14 protein-coding genes are annotated in these 17779 nt (G+C 72.0%); 9 read left to right on the top strand and 5 right to left on the bottom strand.

The features are described from left to right. The first annotated feature begins 1 nt into the window (after position 1). Positions 2–2989: a bifunctional [glutamine synthetase] adenylyltransferase/[glutamine synthetase]-adenylyl-L-tyrosine phosphorylase gene (locus AB0Q96_RS06985; RefSeq protein ID WP_365322442.1), complete on the top strand. Its 2988-nt coding sequence runs from the start codon at positions 2–4 to the stop codon at positions 2987–2989. On the opposite strand, the gene AB0Q96_RS06980 is transcribed toward AB0Q96_RS06985, so the two are convergent. The 3 genes from AB0Q96_RS06980 to AB0Q96_RS06970 form a co-directional block, all read right to left on the bottom strand. Then, positions 2940–3398, bottom strand: a complete 459-nt coding sequence (locus AB0Q96_RS06980; RefSeq protein ID WP_365322440.1) for a hypothetical protein — start codon at positions 3396–3398, stop codon at positions 2940–2942. The genes AB0Q96_RS06985 and AB0Q96_RS06980 overlap by 50 nt on opposite strands. A 110-nt stretch (positions 3399–3508) precedes the next feature. Next, positions 3509–3721 carry a hypothetical protein gene (locus AB0Q96_RS06975; RefSeq protein ID WP_365322438.1) on the bottom strand — a complete coding sequence of 71 codons (213 nt, stop codon included), beginning with the start codon at positions 3719–3721 and terminating at the stop codon, positions 3509–3511. A gap of 17 nt (positions 3722–3738) precedes the next feature. Further along, positions 3739–4353: a TetR/AcrR family transcriptional regulator C-terminal domain-containing protein gene (locus AB0Q96_RS06970; protein ID WP_365322436.1), complete on the bottom strand. Its 615-nt coding sequence runs from the start codon at positions 4351–4353 to the stop codon at positions 3739–3741. Positions 4354–4464: 111 nt separating this feature from the next. Between AB0Q96_RS06970 and AB0Q96_RS06965 the strand changes: the two genes are divergently transcribed. Further along, positions 4465–6033 carry an APC family permease gene (locus tag AB0Q96_RS06965; protein WP_365322434.1) on the top strand — a complete coding sequence of 523 codons (1569 nt, stop codon included), beginning with the start codon at positions 4465–4467 and terminating at the stop codon, positions 6031–6033. After that, positions 5931–7514 carry an amidohydrolase gene (locus AB0Q96_RS06960; RefSeq protein ID WP_365322432.1) on the top strand — a complete coding sequence of 528 codons (1584 nt, stop codon included), beginning with the start codon at positions 5931–5933 and terminating at the stop codon, positions 7512–7514. The genes AB0Q96_RS06965 and AB0Q96_RS06960 overlap by 103 nt, the downstream gene beginning before the upstream one ends. Here AB0Q96_RS06960 and AB0Q96_RS06955 read toward each other — a convergent pair. Together AB0Q96_RS06955 and AB0Q96_RS06950 are read right to left on the bottom strand one after the other, a co-directional pair. After that, the gene (locus AB0Q96_RS06955; protein WP_365322429.1) at positions 7498–8418 is read right to left on the bottom strand and encodes a phosphatase PAP2 family protein; all 921 of its coding nucleotides are present in this window, start codon (positions 8416–8418) and stop codon (positions 7498–7500) included. The genes AB0Q96_RS06960 and AB0Q96_RS06955 overlap by 17 nt on opposite strands. 87 nt (positions 8419–8505) lie before the next feature. Continuing rightward, positions 8506–9528 carry a LacI family DNA-binding transcriptional regulator gene (locus AB0Q96_RS06950; RefSeq protein ID WP_365322427.1) on the bottom strand — a complete coding sequence of 341 codons (1023 nt, stop codon included), beginning with the start codon at positions 9526–9528 and terminating at the stop codon, positions 8506–8508. A gap of 361 nt (positions 9529–9889) precedes the next feature. Between AB0Q96_RS06950 and AB0Q96_RS06945 the strand changes: the two genes are divergently transcribed. The 6 genes from AB0Q96_RS06945 to AB0Q96_RS06920 all read left to right on the top strand — a co-directional run bounded on the left by AB0Q96_RS06945 (position 9890) and on the right by AB0Q96_RS06920 (position 17731). Next, a complete protein-coding gene (locus AB0Q96_RS06945; RefSeq protein ID WP_365322424.1) occupies positions 9890–11167 on the top strand; it encodes an extracellular solute-binding protein in 1278 nt (425 codons plus the stop codon). Between the two features lie 31 nt (positions 11168–11198). Continuing rightward, on the top strand, positions 11199–12212 hold the full coding sequence (locus tag AB0Q96_RS06940; protein ID WP_365322422.1) for a sugar ABC transporter permease: 1014 nt from the start codon (positions 11199–11201) through the stop codon (positions 12210–12212). Further along, positions 12206–13069, top strand: a complete 864-nt coding sequence (locus AB0Q96_RS06935) for a carbohydrate ABC transporter permease (protein WP_365322506.1) — start codon at positions 12206–12208, stop codon at positions 13067–13069. Before AB0Q96_RS06940 ends, AB0Q96_RS06935 begins: the two co-directional genes overlap by 7 nt. Positions 13070–13155: 86 nt before the next feature. Next, positions 13156–14835 carry a glycoside hydrolase family 13 protein gene (locus AB0Q96_RS06930; RefSeq protein ID WP_365322420.1) on the top strand — a complete coding sequence of 560 codons (1680 nt, stop codon included), beginning with the start codon at positions 13156–13158 and terminating at the stop codon, positions 14833–14835. After that, a complete protein-coding gene (locus tag AB0Q96_RS06925) occupies positions 14823–15890 on the top strand; it encodes a LacI family DNA-binding transcriptional regulator (RefSeq protein ID WP_365322418.1) in 1068 nt (355 codons plus the stop codon). Before AB0Q96_RS06930 ends, AB0Q96_RS06925 begins: the two co-directional genes overlap by 13 nt. Before the next feature lie 149 nt (positions 15891–16039). After that, positions 16040–17731: a carbohydrate-binding module family 20 domain-containing protein gene (locus AB0Q96_RS06920; protein ID WP_365322416.1), complete on the top strand. Its 1692-nt coding sequence runs from the start codon at positions 16040–16042 to the stop codon at positions 17729–17731. The last annotated feature ends 48 nt before the right edge of the window (positions 17732–17779 follow it).

Raw genomic sequence — 17779 nt, 5'->3', positions numbered from 1 at the left:
CATGACCGTGCCGGGACGCAGGAGCAGCACGTTCAGCAGGCTGCTGCGGCACGGGTTCACCGATCCGTCCGCCGCCGAACGACTGCTCGACCTGGACGAGCTGGCGGCCCTGCGCGGCGACCCCGTGCTCCTCGACGCCCTCGGCGGCACCGCCGACCCCGACCTGGCGCTGCTCGGCCTGGTCCGGCTCGTCGAGGCGCAGCCCGAGGCCGAGCGCCCCGCGCTCACCACCACCCTGCTCTCCGCCAAGCCCTTCCGCGACCGGCTGCTCGGCGTGCTCGGCGCCTCCGAGGCGCTCGCCGACCACCTGGCCCGCCACCCGCACGACTGGCAGGCCCTCGTCACGTACGAGGCGGCCGATCTGCACCCGGGCGTCGCCGACTTCGAGCGGGGCCTCGCCGAGGCCACCGACCCGGTCTCGCTGCGGGTCGCCTACCGGCGCTGCCTGCTGGCCATCGCCGCCCGCGACGTGTGCGGCACCACCCTGGTCAAGCAGACCGCCGCCGAGCTCGCCGACCTCGCCACCGCCACCCTGCGCGCCGCCCTCGCCCTGGCCTCGGCCGACGCGCCCGAGGACGCCGCCCAGTGCCGGCTCGCCGTCATCGCGATGGGCAAGTGCGGCGGCCACGAGCTCAACTACGTCTCCGACGTCGACGTCATCTTCGTCGGCGAGCCCGCCGACGGCGCCGACGAGGGCAAGGCGATCCAGGCCGCGACCCGCCTCGCCTCCCACCTCATGCGGATCTGCTCCGAGACCACCGTCGAGGGCACCATCTGGCCGGTCGACGCCAACCTGCGCCCCGAGGGCCGCAACGGCCCGCTCGTGCGCACCCTCTCCTCGCACCTCGCCTACTACCAGCGCTGGGCCAAGACCTGGGAGTTCCAGGCCCTGCTGAAGGCGCGCCCGGTGGCCGGCGACCCGGAGCTCGGCGCCGCGTACATCGACGCCGTCTCCCCGCTCGTCTGGCACGCCGCCGAACGCGAGAACTTCGTCCCCGACGTGCAGAAGATGCGCCGCCGGGTGGTCGACAACATCCCCGCCGCCCAGGTCGAACGCGAACTGAAGCTGGGCCCCGGCGGCCTGCGGGACGTCGAGTTCGCCGTCCAGCTCCTCCAGCTCGTGCACGGCCGCAGCGACGCCACCCTGCACAGCGGCAGCACCCTCGACGCGCTCGCCGCCCTCGCCGCCGGCGGCTACGTCGGCCGCGCCGACGCCGCCCAGCTCGACGACGCGTACCGCTTCCTGCGCGCCATGGAACACCGCATCCAGCTCTACCGGCTGCGCCGCACCCACCTCGTCCCGGAGGGCGAGGCCGACCTGCGCCGTCTCGGGCGCTCCCTGGGCCTGCGCACCGACCCGGTCACCGAGCTCAACAAGGAGTGGAAGCGGCACGCGGCCGTGGTGCGCCGCCTGCACGAGAAGCTGTTCTACCGCCCGCTCCTCGACGCCGTCGCCCAGCTCGCCCCCGGCGAGATCCGGCTCAGCCCCAAGGCGGCCGGCCAGCGCCTCGAAGCGCTCGGGTACGCCGACCCGTCCGCCGCCCTGCGCCACCTGGAGGCGCTGTCCTCCGGCGTCAGCCGCAAGGCCGCCATCCAGCGCACCCTGCTGCCGGTGCTGCTCGGCTGGTTCGCCGACTCCGCCGACCCGGACGCCGGCCTGCTCGGCTTCCGCAAGGTCTCCGACGCGCTCGGCAAGACCCCCTGGTACCTGCGCCTGCTGCGCGACGAGGGCGCAGCCGCCGAGAACCTGGCCCGGGTGCTGTCCGCCGGCCGGCTCGCCCCCGACCTGCTGCTGCGCGCCCCCGAGGCGGTCGCGATCCTCGGCGACCCGGAGGGCCTCAAGCCGCGCGGCCGGGAACACCTGGAGCAGGAGGTCCTCGCCGCCGTCGGCCGCGCGGACGGCCCGGAACAGGCGGTCGCCGCGGCCCGCGGGGTGCGCCGCCGCGAACTGTTCCGCACCGCCGCCGCCGACCTCATCCGCTCGTACGGTACGGAGGACAGCCCCCGCGAATCCGACCCCGGCGCCCTCGTGGACCGGGTCGGCAAGGCCGTCACCGACCTCAACGCGGCCACCCTCGCCGGCGCGCTCCGGGCCGCCGTGCGGGCCGAGTGGGGCGACGAACTGCCCACCCGGTTCGCCGTGATCGGCATGGGCCGTTTCGGCGGCCACGAACTCGGCTACGGCTCCGACGCGGACGTGCTGTTCGTGCACGAGCCCCGCGAGGGCGTCGACGAGCAGGAGGCCACCCGGGCCGCCAACCGGGTCGTCGCCGAGATGCGCCGGCTGCTCCAGCTCCCGACCGCCGACCCGCCGTTGCTCATCGACGCCGATCTGCGCCCGGAGGGCAAGAGCGGCCCGATGGTCCGCACCCTCAAGTCCTACGAGGCCTACTACCGGCGCTGGTCGCTGGTCTGGGAGGCCCAGGCCCTGCTGCGCGCCGAGCCGATGGCCGGCGACGCCGAACTGGGCGCGCGGTTCGTCGAGCTCGCCGACCCGCTGCGCTACCCCATGGAGGGGCTCGGCGAGGACGCGGTGCGCGAGATCCGGCGGCTCAAGGCCCGGATGGAGACCGAGCGGCTGCCGCGCGGCGCCGACCCCACCCTCCACGCCAAGCTGGGCCGGGGCGGCCTGAGCGACGTCGAGTGGACGGTGCAGCTGCTCCAGATGCGGCACGGCTGGGCCGAGCCCGGACTGCGCACCACCCGGACCCGCGAGGCACTGGCCGCCGCCCACGCGGCCGAGCTGATCGGCACGGACGAGGCCCAGATCCTGGACGAGGCCTGGGTCCTGGCGACCCGGGTGCGCAACGCGGTGATGCTGGTCCGGGGCCGGCCCGGCGACACCTTCCCCTCCGAGCCGCGCGAACTGGCCGCGGTCGGGCGCTACCTGGGCTACGCCCCGGGCCACGTCGGCGAGATGGTCGACGACTACCGCCGGATCACGCGCCGGGCGCGGGCGGTGGTGGAGGAGCGCTTCTACGGCGCGTAGCGCGGCGCAGGGCGCTCGTCGGGATCAGCGAGACGAGCGCCGTCAGGGCCACCACGAGGAGCAGGGAGCGCAGCGGCAGCAGGGTGCCGGGGGCGTCGTCGATCCGGTCGAGGCCGTTCCACACGGCGAGGATCCAGGCGAAGGTCCCGGTCGTCACGGTCAGCCAGAGCCGCCGCTCGCCCGAGATCCGCAGGCCGGTCCAGAGCACCAGCGGCATCACGAGGGCCGTGTTCATGAGCGCGGTCGTGAACGCCTGGTCCCCGGAGTAGGCGGGCCCTCCGCCGCCCAGGGTCGCCGCGGCCTGTCCGGCGAAGCCCAGGTAGAGGGTGTCGGAGAGGATCAGATGCGAGGCGGCGACGGCCAGCGAGGAGACGGCCAGGGCCTTGAACGGCCGTGAGACGGTGGTCATACCGGCGACTATACGCAGCATGTATACGCGGAGTGCATAGTGGGGTGGGCGACGCCCTCTCGAAGGGCGCGGCGAGGCCCGCACCCGTCAGGAGCGGGTCGCGGCCGGACCTACGCCCCGCCGCCCCCGTCCCCGTCCACGCCGGATCCCCCGCCGTTCCGCTTCCGGCTCGACCGGCTGACGCCGCGCGCCAGTTCGCCCGCCGCCAGGGTCGCGCCGGCCACGCCGCGCGCCCAGCGCGGGCCGCCCCGGGCCGCCCAGACGACACAGCCGCAGCCCAGGGCGGCGAGGGCGACGAGGACGGACAGGATGAGGATGGCCACAGTGCTGTTCTCCTTGGTCAGAGGGCGACGGCGTCGAGCCGTCTCCGGCAGTGTTCCAGGTATCCGGCGAGCGCCAGTTCGAAGGCCGCGTCCGTGCGCCCCCCGGTGACCTCGGCCAGCGCGCGGGCCAGTTGGGGCGTGGCCGTCTCGTCGGTCAGCTCCCACATCGCCTCGGGCGCGGCCATGTCGAGGGCCGAGCCGAGCACCAGGTTCTCCAGGGCGATGATCACCGGCATGACGTCCGGGAGCGGGAAGCCCGCGCCCAGCAGCCGGACGACGGCCTTCTCGTACTGGAGGAGCACCCGGGGCGCCCGTACCGGCGAGGTGGTGAGCAGCGGGATCGCGCGCGGGTGGGCGGCGAAGGCGGCGCGGTACGAGCGGGCCCAGGCCGCCATGGCCGCGTCCCAGGGCTCCCGGTCGAGCGCGCCCCCGTCGATGGCGTCGCAGACCCGCTCCCGCAGCAACTCGACTATGCCGTCCCGGCCGTCCACATGGTGGTACACCGAGGCCGTCTGCGCGCCCAGTCGCCTGGCGATCTGCGGCACGCTGAAGTCGCCCTGCTCGTCGACGAGTTCGAGCGCCGTGGTGGTGATGCGCTCCCGGTCGAGGAGGGGTGTGCGCGGCCGGCCCATGAAGGTGTTCCCCCTGTTCAGGTCTTCCCGAATCGTTGGACCCGAGGCTACATTGCGCCAACCGAAAGGCTTTAGGTTTCCTGCTCCTGCCGCAGAAGGGCCTCCCCACCCATGTCCTCCAGCACCGCCGACGAGCCACCACGACCCGAACTGAGAACCGGCAGCCTCACCACCGCCGACATCTCCTTCTTCGTGGTCTCCGCCGCCGCCCCGCTCACCGTGATGGCGGGCGTCGCCCCCATAGCCCTCGTCCTCGGCGGCATCGGCACCCCCGTCGGCTACCTCCTGGCCGGCGTCACGCTGACCGTCTTCGCCGTCGGCTTCACCACCATGAGCCGCCACGTCCGCAGCGGCGGCGCCTTCTACGCGTACATCGCCCAGGGCCTCGGCAAGCCCGTCGGCATCGCCGCCGCGCTCATCGCGATGGTCGGCTACAACGGCATGGAGATCGGCGTCTACGGACTCCTCGGCTCCGCCACCGCCGACACCGCCCAGGCCCTGTGGGGCGTCGACCTGCCCTGGCTGCCGATCGCCCTCGCCGGCCTGCTGGTCATCTGGTACGGCGGTTACCGCTCGATCGACTTCGGCGCCAAGGTCCTCGGCGTCCTCCTCGTCGCCGAGACCGGCATACTCCTGCTGCTCGCGGGCGGCGTCCTGCTCCGGGGCGGCGCGAGCGGACTCTCCCTGGCCTCCTTCGCCCCCGGCAACGTGCTGGTGCCCGGCACGGCGGCCGTCCTCGCCTTCGCCTTCTCGGCCTTCACCGGCTTCGAGTCCACCGTGATCTACCGCCGCGAGGCCCGCGACCCCGACCGCACCATCCCCCGCGCCACCTACATCGCGGTCGCCTTCCTCGGCCTGTTCTACGCGTTCGTCGTCTGGACCGTCATCCAGGCCTTCGGCGACGAGCGGGTGGTCGCCGCCGCCACCGACGACCCCGGTGGCCTCTTCTTCGCCGCGATCACCACGTACGTCGGCCCCTGGGCCGCCGACCTGATGCACGTCTTCATCGTGACCAGCATCATCGCCTCGCTGCTCGCCTTCCACAACGCGATCAACCGGTACGCCCTCGCCCTCGCCGAGGAGGGCGTCGTGCCCGCCGCGCTCGGCCGGATCCACCCGCGCCACCGCTCCCCGTACGTCGCCGGCGCCGTCCAGACCGTCCTCGGCGCCGTCGTCGTCCTCGGCTTCGCCGCCGCGGGCGCCGACCCGTACGCGCAACTCCTGCTCTGGGTGAACACCCCCGGCATGCTCGGACTCATGGCGCTGATGCTGCTCGCGGCCCTCGCCGTCGTCCGCTACTTCCGCCGCGTCCCGCACGAGGAGGGCGCCCTGCGCACCCTCGTCGCCCCCGGCACCGCCGCCCTCCTGCTGGCCGTCGCGATCTGGCTGGTCGCCTCCAAGGTCCAGCTCTTCACCGGCGCCTCGGACACCGTCGACACCGTCCTCGTCGCCGTCGTCCCCGCCGTCTTCCTCCTCGGCCTCCTCCTCGCGTACCGGCTCCGCCGCACCCGCCCCGAGGTCTACGCCCACTTCGCCGAAGAACCGCCCACCGAGCCCCTGGAACCCGGAGACCCCTCGTGTCCGCAGAGCACGCCGCACCCGACCTCCTCCTCGTCGACGCCCGCCTCCGTACCCCCGCCCTCTCCCGCCACACCGCTGTCGCGGTCCGCGACGGACTGATCACCGCCATCGGCGACGACACCGACGCCCGCGCCTGGCGCGGCCCCCGCACCGAGGTCGTCGACCTCGGCGGCGCCACCCTCACCCCCGGACTCACCGACGCCCACAGCCACCCGGTCTGGGGCCTGGAGATGTCCGCCGGCACCGACCTCTCGGGCGTCACCGACCTCGACGGGCTGCGTGCCGCGCTCAAGGGCGCCGCACGCCGCTCCGGCTGGGTGATCGGCTTCGGCCTCGACCACAACGTCTTCGGCGGACGCCCCATCCACCGCGAGCTGATCGAGGAGGCCCTCGACGGCGCCCCCGCCTTCCTGCGCCTCTACGACGGCCACTCCGCCCTCGCCAGCGGCGCCGCCCTGCGGGCCGCCGGCATCGACGGGCCGCGCGCCTTCACCCAGCGCTCCGAGATCGTCTGCGACGCCGGGGGCCGCCCCACCGGGCACCTCAACGAGCACGCCGCCATGGACCTGATGACCCCGGTCCTGCCGGCCCAGGACTTCGCCGAGCGCCGCGACCGGCTGGTCGCACTGCTCACCGCCATGGCCGCCACCGGACTCACCGGCGCCCACGTCATGGACCTCGGCGGCCACGACGTCCCCGGCCTGCTCGACGCCGTCGAGGCCGCGGCTGACCTGCCGCTGCGGCTGCGCCTCGCCCCCTGGTGCATGCCCGGCGCCACCCCCGAGGAGCTCGACGAACTGATCCGGCTGCAGGACCGGGCCGGGCGGATGTGGCGGATCGGCGGCGTCAAGTTCTTCATGGACGGCACCGTCGAGGGCGGCACCGCCTGGCTGGAGCACGCCGACTGCCACGGCCAGGGCACCGACGCCTTCTGGCCCGACCCGGCCGCCTACTCCGCCGCCGTGCACCGGCTGCACCGCGCCGGCGTCGGCACCGCCACCCACGCCATCGGCGACGCGGCCGTCCGCCACGTCCTGGACACCGTCGAGTCCCTCGGCTCCGGGACCGGCCCCCGCCACCGCGTCGAGCACATCGAGACCGTCCCCGACGACCAGCTCGCCCGCTTCCCGGCGCTCGGCGTCGTCGCCTCCATGCAGCCGCCGCACACCGCGTACACCCGCGCCGACCGCACCGACGAGTGGTCCAAGCGGCTCGGCGACGAGCGGGCCGGCCGGGCCTGGCGCTGCCGCGACCTCAGGGACGCCGGGGCGCACCTCGCGCTCGGCTCGGACTGGCCCATCGCCCACTACGACGCCCGGCAGGTCCTCGCCACCGCCCAGGCCCCGAAGGGCGCGGCCTCGGCCCGGCACGGCCTGACCGGACTGATGGCACTGGAGGGCATGACGACCCACGCGGCGTTCGCGGCGGGGGAGGAGGCGGTCTCCGGCCGGATCGCACCGGGTTACCGGGCGGACCTCGCGGCCTTCGCCCTCGACCCGACGACGGCCCCGGCGGACGAGACCGCCGAGGCCCCGGTCCGGCTGACCGTGGCCGGCGGACGGATCACTTTCCGGAGCTGACCCGCTGCTCCTGCCGCTGCGTCCCGGCCGCCTCGGCCGGGTCCGTGCCCGTCGTCGGGGCCGGGCCGCCCTGGGCGACCGGGGCGGCCGGCTCCACCAGCTTGGGCAGCTTGTGCGGGCGGGAGCCGTACCAGAGGTACGAGACGCCGAAGCCGAAGGCCAGGCAGGCCATGCCGCCGACCGCGTCCATCCAGAAGTGGTTGGCGGTGGCCACGATGACGACCAGGGTCGCCGTCGGGTAGAGCAGGCCGAGGATCCGCGCCCAGGGCGCCTTGGCCAGCAGGAAGATGGTCACGCCGCACCACAGCGACCAGCCGATGTGCATCGACGGCATCGCCGCGTACTGGTTCGACATGTGCTTGAGGTTGCCCGAGGCCATCGAGCCCCAGGTGTGGTGCACCAGCACGGTGTCGACGAAGTTCTGGCCGTTCATGAGCCGGGGCGGAGCGAGCGGATACAGGTAGTAACCGACCAGGGCCACACCGGTGGTGGCGAACAGGACCGTGCGGAACGCCGCGTAACGGCCCGGCTGCCACCGGTACAGCCACACCAGCACGCCGATGGTCACGACGAAGTGCAGGGTGGCGTAGTAGTAGTTCATCGAGACGATCAGCCAGGTCACCGAGTTCACGGCCTGGTTGACGGTGTGTTCGAAGGCGAGCCCGAGGGAGTGCTCGGCCTGCCAGATCCAGTCGGCGTTCTTCAGCGCCTGGGCCTTCTGCTCCGGCACCGCGTTGCGGATCAGGGAGTAGGTCCAGTAGCTGATCGCGATGAGCGCGATCTCGAACCAGATCGTGGGGCGCCGGGGCGTGCGGGCACGCAGGCGCGCGAATCTGCCGCCGGTCACGATGGGTGACGACGGGGTCGTCCGGTCTTCCAAACTCTTCACGGTCGTTTCACCCATGGGAGGAGAGTCTGCCAGATCCCTTTCCTCCGACCGATCATCCCTCGGTCGGGTTCGGAGCGCACCCGCTCCGCCTCAGGGCGGACCTCAGTCCCTTAGGGGAGCCGAGGCGGTTGAACCGCGAACGACCAGTTCGGGCATGAAGACGAACTCGCTGTGCGGGGCCGGCGTGCCGCCGACCTCCTCCAGGAGGGCCCGGACCGCCGCCTGCCCCATCGCCTGCACGGGCTGGCGGATGGTGGTCAGCGGCGGATCGGTGAACGCTATGAGCGGGGAGTCGTCGAAGCCGACCACCGACACGTCCTTCGGCACGTCGAGGCCCTGCTGCCGCGCGGCCCGGATCGCGCCGAGCGCCATCATGTCGCTGGCGCAGACGATCGCGGTGCACCCCTTGGCGAGGAGCGCGGCGGCCGCCGCCTGCCCGCCCTCCAGCGTGTACAGCGAGTGCTGGATGAGCTCCTCGGACTCCTCGGGGGTGAGCCCGAAGCGCTCCTGCATGCCCTTGCGGAAACCCTCGATCTTGCGCAGCACCGGCACGAACCGCTTGGGCCCGACGGCGAGACCGATCCGGGTGTGCCCGAGCGCGGCCAGGTGCGTCACGGCCAGGACCATCGCGGCCCGGTCGTCGGGGGAGACGAAGGGGGCCTGCACCCGGGGGGAGAAGCCGTTGATGAGGACGTACGGGACGCCCTTGCCGCGGAGCTGGTCGTAGCGGGTGGTGTCGGCCGTGGTGTCGGCGTGCAGCCCGGAGACGAAGATGATGCCGGAGACCCCGCGCTCCACCAGCATGTCGGTGAGCTCGTCCTCCGTGGACCCGCCGGGGGTCTGGGTGGCGAGCACCGGGGTGTACCCCTGGCGGGTGAGGGCCTGCCCGATGACCTGCGCGAGCGCGGGGAAGATCGGGTTGTCCAGTTCGGGGGTTATGAGGCCGACCAGTCCCGCGCTGCGCTGGCGCAGGCGTACGGGACGCTCGTAGCCGAGCACGTCGAGTGCGGCGAGAACGGATTCACGGGTGGCCGCGGCCACACCGGGCTTGCCGTTGAGCACGCGGCTGACTGTGGCTTCACTGACCCCCGCCTGGGCTGCGATGTCGGCGAGCCGCGCGGTCATGGGAGTGGACTGTACCGGTCGGCCGTCGGATTGCCCACCGAGCGCGACGGAGGCCCGCGCCGGACCGGCCGGGCGGCGGCCGGCCGTCGGTTCCCGGCCGTCCGCCGGGCCCTGGGCGCGCGGTTTTCGCAAGTTCTTGCAAGAGGCGAAGGGGTGTCGGGGCTGTCAAGCGGCCTGTCGGCAACCTTCAGGACACGCGGATGTAACGATCGCCGGGTCTTGCAGAAAGTTCCCGCAAGGTCTTTCGGCGCGTTTTCATCCCTGTTACGTTCCTGGCAACCCGGGGCGCCGCGAGGGAGCGGTCGCATGAGGAAGTTGTTCGAGACCCTCGTCCAATCCGGGATCAGTTGAAGGAGTTCACATGCGGCGTGGCATAGCGGCCACCGCGCTGGTCGCGGCCCTGGGTGTGTCCCTGGCGGCGTGCGGAAGCGGCGACGGTTCCACCGGCGGCGGCTCGAAGAGCTCGGGTGAGCTGTCCGGCACCGTCACCTGGTGGGACACCTCCACCGTGGGTTCCGAGGACAAGGTCTTCAAGAAGATCGCCGAGGACTTCACGAAGAAGCACCCCAAGGTCACGGTCAAGTACGTGAACGTGCCCTTCGGCGACGCCCAGAACAAGTTCAAGAACGCCGCGCAGTCGGGCTCCGGTGCCCCCGACGTGATCCGCTCCGAGGTCGCCTGGACCCCGGACTTCGCGAACCTCGGCTACCTCGCCCCGCTGGACGGCACCGCCGCCCTGAAGGACCAGGACGACTTCCTCAAGCAGGCCGCCGCGTCCACCAAGTACAACGGCAAGACCTACGCGGTGCCGCAGGTCATCGACTCCATGGGCATCTTCTACAACAAGAAGATCTTCAAGGACGCCGGCGTCGAGGTCCCCAAGACCGTCGACGAGCTGAAGTCCGTCTCCGCCAAGATCAAGCAGAAGACCGGCAAGACCGGCCTCTACCTGCGCGGCGACGACGCCTACTGGTTCCTCTCCTTCCTGTACGGCGAGGGCGGCGACATGGTCAACGCCGACACCAAGACCGTCACGATCGACAACGCGGCCGGCGTCAAGGCCTTCAAGACCGTCAAGGACCTCGTCGAGTCGGGCGCGGCCAAGACCGACGCCACCGACGGCTGGAACAACATGCAGACGGCCTTCAAGGACGGCAAGGTCGCCATGATGATCAACGGCCCCTGGGCCGTCACCGACACCTACGCCGGCAAGGAGTTCGCCGACAAGGCCAACCTGGGCATCGCCCCGGTCCCGGCCGGCTCCGGCGGTCAGGGCGCCCCGCAGGGCGGCCACAACCTCGCCGTCTACGCGGGCTCCAAGAACCTGGACGCCTCCTACGCCTTCGTCGACTACATGAGCTCGCCCGAGGTGCAGACCCAGGTCGCCAAGGAGCTGAGCCTGCTCCCCACCCGCAGCTCGGTCTACGGCAAGTCCGACGTGGCCATGAACGAGATGATCACGTTCTTCAAGCCGGTCGTCGACAAGGCCGTCGAGCGCCCCTGGATCCCCGAGGGCGGCAGCCTCTTCGCCCCGCTGGTCACCGAGTACACCAAGGTCCTCACCAACCAGACCACCCCGGAGCAGGGGGCCAAGACGGCGGGCGAGTCCTACCGCAAGCTGCTGAAGGACTGGAAGTAACAAGGAAGCGGGAAGGAAGGCAGACCGGCTGATGGCTGTGGACACCAGCAGCCAGTCGGTGGCGAAGGCCGCGGGCGAGAACGTCGCCCGCGGCCGGAGCCGCGGAACTGGCAACCGGCAGCGAGCGGCGAAGCGCTCGCTCTCCACTCACTGGTACGCCTGGGCGATGGTCGCCCCGGTGGTGATCGTGGTCGGCGTGATCATCGGCTATCCGCTGGTCCGCGGCATCTGGCTGTCGCTCACGGACGCCAACGAGCGCAACGTCGAGCGCTCCATCGGCGTCAACCACATCCCCGCGACCTACGAGTTCGTGGGCGTGGACAACTACGTCGACGCGCTCACCGGGAGCCAGTTCCTCTCCACCCTGGGCTGGACCCTGGTGTGGACGGTCTCCTGCGTCTCCGTGACCTTCGCCCTCGGCCTCGGTCTCGCCAACCTGCTCAACCGCCGGATCGCCGGCCGCTCCGTCTACCGGATGCTGCTGATCCTGCCCTGGGCCGTGCCCGGCTTCGTCTCCGTCTTCGCCTGGCGCTTCCTCTACAACGAGGACAACGGCCTGCTCAACAAGGTCCTGGCCGGCGGCGGCATCGACGCCGTCCCGTGGCTGAACGACCCCAGCTGGGCCAAGTTCTCGGTCATCGCCGTCAACGTCTGGCTCGGCGTCCCCTTCATGATGGTCGCCCTGCTCGGCGGGCTCCAGTCCATCCCCGGCGAGCTCTACGAGGCCGCCGAGATGGACGGCGCCGGCCCCCTCCAGCGCTTCCGGCACATCACCCTGCCCGGGCTGCGCTCGGTGTCCACGACGGTGATCCTGCTCTCCACCATCTGGACCTTCAACATGTTCCCGGTGATCTTCCTGCTCACCCGGGGCGGTCCGGGCGAGGCCACCCAGATCCTGGTGACCCAGGCCTACAAGTTCTCCTTCGAGATCAGCCCGCGCGACTACGCCCAGTCCTCCACGTGGGGCGTGCTGATCCTGATCCTCCTGATGGTCTTCGCCGCGGTCTACCGGCGAGTCCTCCGCAAGCAGGGAGAAGTCTGGTGACCACGACCACCCCCGCCGCCGCCGCCCCCCGTCGCGGGCGCCGCTCGCCGCTCAGTTCGGCCGCGCTGCACCTCACCCTGATCGCGGCCTCCGTGATCGCCGTCTTCCCGGTGCTGTGGGTCCTGCTGACCTCGCTCAAGCCGGCGAAGTACGCGAGCACCACCGACTTCTTCAAAGACACGACGTTCGAGAACTACACGAACCTGCTGAACGACACCCCGTTCCTCACCTGGTTCGGCAACTCGCTGCTCGTCGCCGCCCTCACCACGGTGCTCGGCGTCTTCGTCTCGTCCACCACCGGCTACGCCGTCAGCCGCTTCCGCTTCCCCGGCAAGCGCGGACTGATGTGGACGCTGCTCATCACCCAGATGTTCCCGGTCGCCGTCCTCATCGTGCCGATCTACAACATCATGGCCTCGATGGGCCTGCTCAACAGCCCGGCCGGCCTGGTCATCACGTACCTGACGATCGCCGTGCCGTTCTGTGCCTGGATGATGAAGGGCTTCTTCGACACCATCCCGCGCGAGATCGACGAGTCGGGGTACGTCGACGGCCTCACCCCCTTCGGCACCTTCTGGCGGCTGATCCTGCCGCTCGCCAAGCCGGGCATCGCGGTCACCGCCTTCTACTCCTTCATCACCGCCTGGAGCGAGGTCGCCTACGCCTCCGCGTTCATGGTCGGCGACGAGAACCTGACCCTCGCCGGCGGGCTGCAGAAGTTCGTGAACCAGTACGGCGCCCAGTGGGGCCCGATGTCCGCGGCCTCCGTGCTCATCGCCGTCCCGGCCGCCCTGGTGTTCCTCTTCGCCCAGCGCCACCTGGTGACCGGCATGTCCGCCGGCGCCGTCAAGGGCTGAGCCGCACACCGGCGCCGCACCCCGCGCCGGGGCCCGCACCCGTGCCCGAACCCGTGTCCGTAATCTCCTTACGACTCAAGGAAGACATGACCCAGCACCTCGCCACTCCCGCCGCCGCCGCTCCGACCACCGGCACGCACTCGGGCTGGTGGAGAGACGCGGTGATCTACCAGGTCTATCCGCGCAGCTTCGCCGACGGCAACGGCGACGGCATGGGCGACCTGGAGGGCGTTCGCAGCCGGCTGCCGTACCTGAAGGAGCTCGGCGTCGACGCCGTCTGGCTCTCGCCGTTCTACGCCTCCCCGCAGGCCGACGCCGGATACGACGTCGCCGACTACCGGGCCATCGACCCCATGTTCGGCACCCTCCACGACGCCGACGCCCTCATCCGCGAGGCCCACGACCTGGGCCTGCGGATCATCGTCGACCTCGTCCCCAACCACTCGTCCGACCAGCACGAGTGGTTCCAGCGCGCCCTGCGCGAGGGCCCCGGCTCCCCGCTGCGCGAGCGCTACCACTTCCGCCCCGGCAAGGGCGACAGCGGCGAACTCCCGCCCAACGACTGGGAGTCCATCTTCGGCGGCCCCGCCTGGACCCGCACGGAGAACCCGGACGGCACCCCCGGCGACTGGTACCTGCACCTCTTCGCGTCCGAGCAGCCCGACTTCGACTGGGACCACCCGGCCGTCCGCGACGAGTTCCGCTCGATCCTGCGCTTCTGGCTCGACATGGGCGTCGACGGCTTCCGCGTCGACGTCGCCCACGGCCTGGTCAAGGCCGCCGGCCTGCCCGACATCGGCAGCCACGACCAGCTGAAGCTGCTCGGCAACGACGTCATGCCCTTCTTCGACCAGGACGGCGTCCACGAGATCTACCGCTCCTGGCGCACCGTGCTCGCCGAATACGACGGCGAGCGCGTCCTCGTCGCCGAGGCGTGGACCCCCACCGTCGAGCGCACCGCGAACTACGTGCGCCCCGACGAGATGCACCAGGCCTTCAACTTCCAGTACCTGGGCACCTCCTGGGACGCGGCCGAGCTGCGCCAGGTCATCGACGCCTCGCTCCGCGCGATGGAGCCCGTCGGCGCCCCCACCACCTGGGTGCTGTCCAACCACGACGTCACCCGGCACGCCACCCGCTTCGCCAACCCGCCGGGCCTCGGCACCCAGCTGCGCACCCCCGGCGACCGCGAGCTCGGCCTGCGCCGGGCCCGCGCGGCGACCCTGCTGATGCTGGCGCTGCCCGGCTCCGCCTACGTCTACCAGGGCGAGGAGCTCGGCCTGCCGGACGTCACCGACCTGCCCGACGAGGTCCGCCAGGACCCGTCGTTCTTCCGGGCCACCGGACAGGACGGCTTCCGCGACGGCTGCCGGGTGCCGATCCCGTGGACCGTCGAGGGCTCCTCGTACGGCTTCGGGGCCGGCGGCTCCTGGCTGCCGCAGCCCGCCACCTGGGGCGGGCTCAGCGTCCAGGCGCAGACCGGCGACCCCGCCTCCACCCTGGAGCTGTACCGCGACGCGCTCGCCCTGCGCCGCGCGCAGCCCGGACTCGGCGCGGGCGAACCCCACAACGGCCTCCAGTGGCTGCCGGCCCCGGAGGGCGTCCTGGCCTTCCGCCGCGACGGGTTCGTCTGCACCGCCAACACCACCGGCCGGGCCATCTCCGTCCCGCTGCCCGGCCGGTTCCTCCTCTCCAACGAGCCCGTCTCGCACGGCGAGGGCATCGTGGAACTGCCCGCCGACACCACCGTCTGGTGGGCGGTGTGACGATCCCCCTGCCGCGGGGCGCCGGTCACGGCGCCCCGCGGCTCGCGGACATCGCGGCCCAGTCCGGGGTGAGCGAGGCCACCGTCAGCCGGGTCCTCAACGGCAAGGCGGGAGTGGCCGGCGCGACCCGGCACAAGGTGCTCGCCGCGCTGGACGTGCTGGGCTACGAACGGCCCGTGCGGCTCAGACGGCGCAGCGCGGGCCTGATCGGCCTGGTCGTGCCCGAGCTGACCAACCCCATCTTCCCGGCCTTCGCGCAGGTCGTGGAGCAGGTCCTCGCCGGGCACGGCTACACGCCGGTGCTCTGCACCCAGATGCCGGGCGGGGCCACCGAGGACGAGCTGGTCGAGCAGCTGGTGGAGCGCGGGGTGGCGGGCATCGTCTTCCTGTCCGGGCTGCACGCGGACGCCACCGCCGACCCGGCCCGCTACACGCGGCTGGCCGCGCGGGGCGTGCCGTTCGTCCTCATCAACGGCTTCAACGAGCACATCGACGCCAACTTCGTCTCGCCCGACGACCGGGCCGCGGCCCGGATGGCCGTACGGCACCTGGTCGAACTCGGCCACGAACGGATCGGGCTCGCCATCGGGCCGACCCGCTACGTGCCCTCGCGGCGCAAGGCGGAGGGCTTCGCGGCCGAGCTGCGCGAGCAGCTGGGCATCGAGCGGGCCGAGGCGGAACGCTTCGTACGGCCCACGCTGTTCGGCGTGGAGGGCGGGCACGCCGCCGCCGACCTGCTGCTGGCCGAGGGGTGCACGGGCATCGTGTGCGGCTCGGACCTGATGGCCCTCGGGGCGGTCAGGGCGGCCCGCGCGCGGGGCCTCGACGTGCCCCGGGACGTGTCCGTGGTGGGCTTCGACGACTCCCCGCTGATCGCGTTCACCGACCCGCCGCTGACCACCGTGCGCCAGCCGGTGCAGGCGATGGCGACGGCGGCGGTCGGCGCGCTCCTGGAGGAGATCGAGGGAAACCCGGTCCAGAGCACGGAGTTCGTGTTCCAGCCCGAGCTGGTCGTGCGCGGCTCCACCGCGCAGTCGCCCCAGCCGGCCGTGTAACTCCTTGCGCAATCCCTTGCATTGCGGTGCCGGAAGGGTTGACCGCACGTCTGTACGCCCCTACGGTCGCGGCTGAAAACAGTTGCTGTCATTTTCGGCAACTTCTTGCGAACCCGCTCTTGCGACAGGGACGTCGTACAGGAGGAAACATGGCAAGAAAGACCGTGGCCGCCGCCCTCGCCCTCGTGGCGGGAGCCGCTGCGGCCCTGACGGGAACCCCGGTGGCGCAGGCCGCAGCCCCGGGGACCAAGGACGTCACCGCGGTGATGTTCGAGTGGAACTTCGCCTCGGTGGCCAGGGCCTGCACCGACCAGCTGGGCCCCGCGGGCTACGGCTACGTCCAGGTCTCCCCGCCCCAGGAACGCATCCAGGGCCCCGCCTGGTGGACCGCCTACCAGCCGGTCAGCTACAAGATCGCCGGCCCGCTCGGCGACCGCACCGCCTTCAAGAGCATGGTCGACACCTGCCACGCCGCCGGGGTGAAGGTCGTCGCGGACTCCGTCGTCAACCACATGGCGAACTCCTCCGGCACCGGCACCGGCGGCACCGCGTTCTCCAAGTACGACTACCCGGGCCTCTACTCCGGCGCCGACATGGACGACTGCCGCGCCACCATCGCGAACTACCAGGACCGCGCCAACGTCCAGAACTGCGAACTCGTCGGCCTGCCCGACCTGGACACCGGCGAGGACTGGGTCCGCGGCAAGATCGCCGGCTACCTCAACGACCTGCTCTCGCTGGGTGTCGACGGCTTCCGCATCGACGCCGCCAAGCACATGCCGGCCGCCGACCTCGCCAACATCAAGTCCCGGCTGACGAATCCTTCCGTCTACTGGAAGCAGGAGGCCATCTACGGCGCCGGCGAGGCCGTCTCGCCGAGCGAGTACCTCGGCAACGGCGACGTCCAGGAGTTCCGCTACGCCCGCGACCTCAAGCGGGTCCTCCAGGGCGAGAAGCTGGCCTACCTGAAGAACTTCGGCGAGGCCTGGGGGTACATGCCCTCCGGCCAGGCGGCCGTCTTCGTCGACAACCACGACACCGAGCGCGGCGGCGACACCCTGAACTACAAGAACGGCGCCGACTACACCCTCGCCTCCGTCTTCATGCTGGCCTGGCCCTACGGCTCCCCGGACGTCCACTCCGGCTACGAGTGGACCGACAAGGACGCCGGCGCCCCCAACGGGCACCAGGTGACCGCCTGTTACAGCAACGGCTGGAAGTGCCAGCACGCCTGGCGCGAGATAGCCTCCATGGTCGCCTTCCGCAACACCGCCCGCGGACAGGCCGTCACCGACTGGTGGGACAACGGCAACAACGCCATCGCGTTCGGCCGCGGCACCAAGGCCTACGTGGCGATCAACCACGAGGGTTCGGCCCTCACCCGCACCTACCAGACCTCCCTGCCCGCCGGCTCCTACTGCGACGTGCAGTCCGGCACGCCGGTGAGCGTCGACTCCGCCGGCCGGTTCACCGCCACCCTCGGCGCGAACACCGCCCTCGCCCTGCACACCGGCGCCACCACCTGCGGGGGGACCACGCAGCCCGCCACGGCCGGCGCCGACTTCGCGGTCAACGCCACCACCAGCCCCGGCCAGAACATCTACGTCACCGGCGACCGCCCCGAGCTCGGCAACTGGGACCCCGCCGCCGCGATCAAGCTGGACCCGGCCGCGTACCCCGTCTGGAAGCTGGCCGCCACCCTGCCCGCCGGCACCGCCTTCGCGTACAAGTACGTCCGCAAGGACGCCGCCGGGAACGTCACCTGGGAGTCCGGCGCCAACCGCACCGCGACCGTCCCCGCCGCCGGCCGCACCGTCCTGAACGACACCTTCCGCCCCTGACGCCTCCCCAGCGTCCCAGGGCCGCCCCGACCGGGGCGGCCCCGATTC

The sequence above is a fragment of the Streptomyces sp. NPDC093111 genome (assembly GCF_040683955.1).
Classification (GTDB): Bacteria; Actinomycetota; Actinomycetes; order Streptomycetales; family Streptomycetaceae; genus Streptomyces.
The sequence above is the reverse complement of the archived record's forward strand: the minus strand, read 5'-3'. Positions and strand labels throughout refer to the sequence as shown.